The following is a 2,848-nucleotide window of genomic DNA, read 5'->3' on the forward strand; positions in this document are numbered from 1 at the left end:
CCCGCGGCCACGTCCCCGATCGGCGCGGCAGCGGGGTCCGCCGCGGCGGCGGTGCCGCTCGTATCGGCCGGTGCCCCGGCGGCATCGGTCACGGCCGCCGGGTCCTGCTGCGCAGAGTTGGCGGCGTCGTCGTTGCCGCCGCCGCAGGCGCTGAAGACGAGCGCCGCGCTCAGCACGAGCGGTGTCGCGGCGAGCATGCGCCTGGTGTGGACTCGCACGTGGGTCTCCTCAAAGGTGTGGGTTGCCGGCCACGACTTCGGTTCGCCGGGACGTGAACCGATGCGCTGGCGCGCCCGACTTGTGACGTTCATGCTTCGCGAGTGAGACAGGGGTCACAATGGAGTCCCCTACGAATGGCGGCCCATCGATTTGGAGGCCGCTCCAACGGGAGGTCCGGTGCTCGACGCGAACCCGCGAGGCCTGGCGGCGGTCGCGGACGCGCTGATGGCGCGAGCCGATGCGCTCGTCGACGCTCAGGTGAAAGCCGTCCGTGAATTCGCCGGGTACAACCGGATCCCGGTGCCGGCGCTGAAGAGTTCGGCCCGGCGCAACGTGCTGCGGGTGGTCTCGGTCCTGCGCGGCAGCCCGGACCTGCCGGAGGCCGAGCAGACCGAGCGCCAGTCGGGCGGCCAACGCGCGCTGCAGGGCATCCCGGCCGACGTGGTGGTCGGTGCCTACCGGGCCGTGATGAGCCTGTTGCGGGAGGAGTTCCTGGCCACCGCGAAGCGGCTGGAGATCCCGCCGGTGGACGTCCTGCACGCGACGCGCCTGCTCTGGGATCTGACGGACCGTTACTCCACCGAGGTGGTCGCGGAGCGGCAGCAGATCGACATCGAATTCGCCCGGCGCGACGAGCAGGAACGGCTGGCCTTCCTGCAGCGCCTGCTGACGGGAACGCTGCTGCCGGCCGAGATGCTGGTCGGCGGTGTGGCCTACGGCCTGGTGCCGGCCCACGAGTACTGGGTCAGCCGGGGCCGGCATCCGGAGGAGCACCGGCACGCGCTGTCCCGCCGGCTCGAGCACTCCGGTGCGACCTCGAACTTCCGGCCGCTGATCGGCTGGATCGACGGTGACGTGGTCGCCGTGACGGCGCGGCGGCCCACCGTGGAGGCGGACGGGGCGGTGCTCGCGATCTCCGGACCGGTCCTGCCCGCAGCGTTCCCGCAGGCCTTCGGCGAGGCGAGCCGGCTGCTCAACGTCGCGGCGCGGTTCCAGCGCCAGGGCCTGGTCGACAACAACTCGCTGTCGATCCGGATCGCCGTCGTCGAGGAGGGTGAGCTCTCGGAGGCGTTGCTGGCCCGGTACGCGGCACCCGTGCTGGCCACCGGCGGGGCCTCCTCGATCGTGCTCTCGACGGTGCGGACGTTCCTGGCCTGCCGGCGGCACATCGCCGAGACCGCGGCCGCGCTGTCGGTCCACGTCAACACCGTCCGGTACCGGCTGGCCCGCTACGCCGAGCTGACCGGAGCGGATCTGGACGACACCGAGACGCTGATCGAGGTGTGGTGGGCGCTGGAGTCGTGGGCGCTCCGTGAGCAGAGCCCGGGCGCCTGAGTGGGAACTCCGTTTAGAGCTAAGTACAACCTGGCGGGTCGCCATTGGTGCGGGCGTCCATAGAGCCGGGGTCCGCCCTCACCGACCATGGATGGCACACCCAGAGCAGGATGCAGAGCAGGTCCTACAGCAAGTCCCTAGCAAGGAGGTCCGCGGTGATCGTGGGACTCGGCGGCGGCGTCGGCGCCTCGCGGCTCTGGCGCGCCCTGCTGGGCGCCGGAGTCGATCCGGCTGATCTCACGGTCGTCGTGAACACCGCCGACGACCTCTGGGTGCACGGCCTGCGGGTCTGCCCCGACCTCGACACCACGCTCTACGCCCTGTCCGGGCGGCAGGACCTCGAACGCGGCTGGGGCGTACGCGGCGAGAGCTGGCGCGCGATGGACGCGCTGCGGGACCTGGGCGGCGAGCCGTGGTTCAACCTCGGCGACCTCGACCTCGGGACGCACCTGTTCCGCACCGGCCTGCTCCGCGACGGCGTCGGCCTGGCCGAGATCACCCAGCGGCTGGCCGCGGCCATGGGTGTCGGCATCGGGGTGCTGCCGATGACCGAGGACGAGGTGACCTCCTACGTCCTGACCGTGACCGGGAGCCTGCTGCACTTCCAGGAGTTCCACGTCGCGCGCCGCTCGCGCGACGAGGTCCGCAACCTGTCCTACCGCGGCATCGACCAGGCTCGCCCCGCACCGGGGCTCCTGGAGGCGATTCTGACCGCCGACCGGGTGGTGATCGCTCCGAGCAACCCGTTGGCCAGCATCGCTCCGATCCTGGCGCTGCCCGGTGTCCGCGAGGCGCTACGCGCGACGTCGGCTCCGGTCGTCGCCCTCACCCCGATCGTCTCCGGCATCCCGATCACCGACCCCGGCGAAGCGCACCGCGCGGAGACCCGAGCCGGCCTGCTCCGCTCGATCGGGCTCTCGCACTCGGCGTCGTCGGCGGCGAGTCTGCTGCGCGAGGTCGCCGACGCCTTCGTGCTCGACTGCACCGATGAGATCGAGGCCGAGACCATCGCAGGCTGCGGTCTCGACGTGCTGGTGGCCGACACCCTGGCCACCGAGCGTCCCGGTGGGCTCGTCGAGTTGCCGGCCGTTCGGGCCGTGCTCGACTACCGCCCCCGCGGCGAAGCCACCGATGGCACTGATGGCACTGTGGGCATTGTGCGCCGTCCGGAGGAGGGGCGTTGACCGTCACCGAGGCACAGGTGCGCCGCGCCCTGCGGCGGGCCCGCGACGGGGCGGCGATCAACGTCGGTGAGGCCGCGGTGCTGCTCGCGGCCCGGGGCGAGGCGCTGGCC

2 protein-coding genes and 1 pseudogene are annotated in these 2,848 nt (G+C 72.2%); 2 read left to right on the forward strand and 1 reads right to left on the reverse strand.

Features of this window, described 5'->3' with window-relative positions:
• Positions 1–218, reverse strand: a pseudogene (locus H0X00_RS23145) (ABC transporter substrate-binding protein); the annotation flags it as partial.
• Between the two features lie 178 nt (positions 219–396).
• Here H0X00_RS23145 and H0X00_RS23150 point away from each other — a divergent pair.
• Positions 397–1,554, forward strand: a complete 1,158-nt coding sequence (locus H0X00_RS23150; RefSeq protein ID WP_293775165.1) for a CdaR family transcriptional regulator — start codon at positions 397–399, stop codon at positions 1,552–1,554.
• Between the two features lie 155 nt (positions 1,555–1,709).
• Positions 1,710–2,738, forward strand: coding sequence for a 2-phospho-L-lactate transferase (cofD, locus tag H0X00_RS23155; RefSeq protein ID WP_293775167.1), 1,029 nt, complete (start codon positions 1,710–1,712; stop codon positions 2,736–2,738).
• Positions 2,739–2,848 lie beyond the last annotated feature (110 nt).

This window comes from Sporichthya sp. (genome assembly GCF_013815995.1).
Lineage (GTDB): Bacteria > Actinomycetota > Actinomycetes > Sporichthyales > Sporichthyaceae > Sporichthya.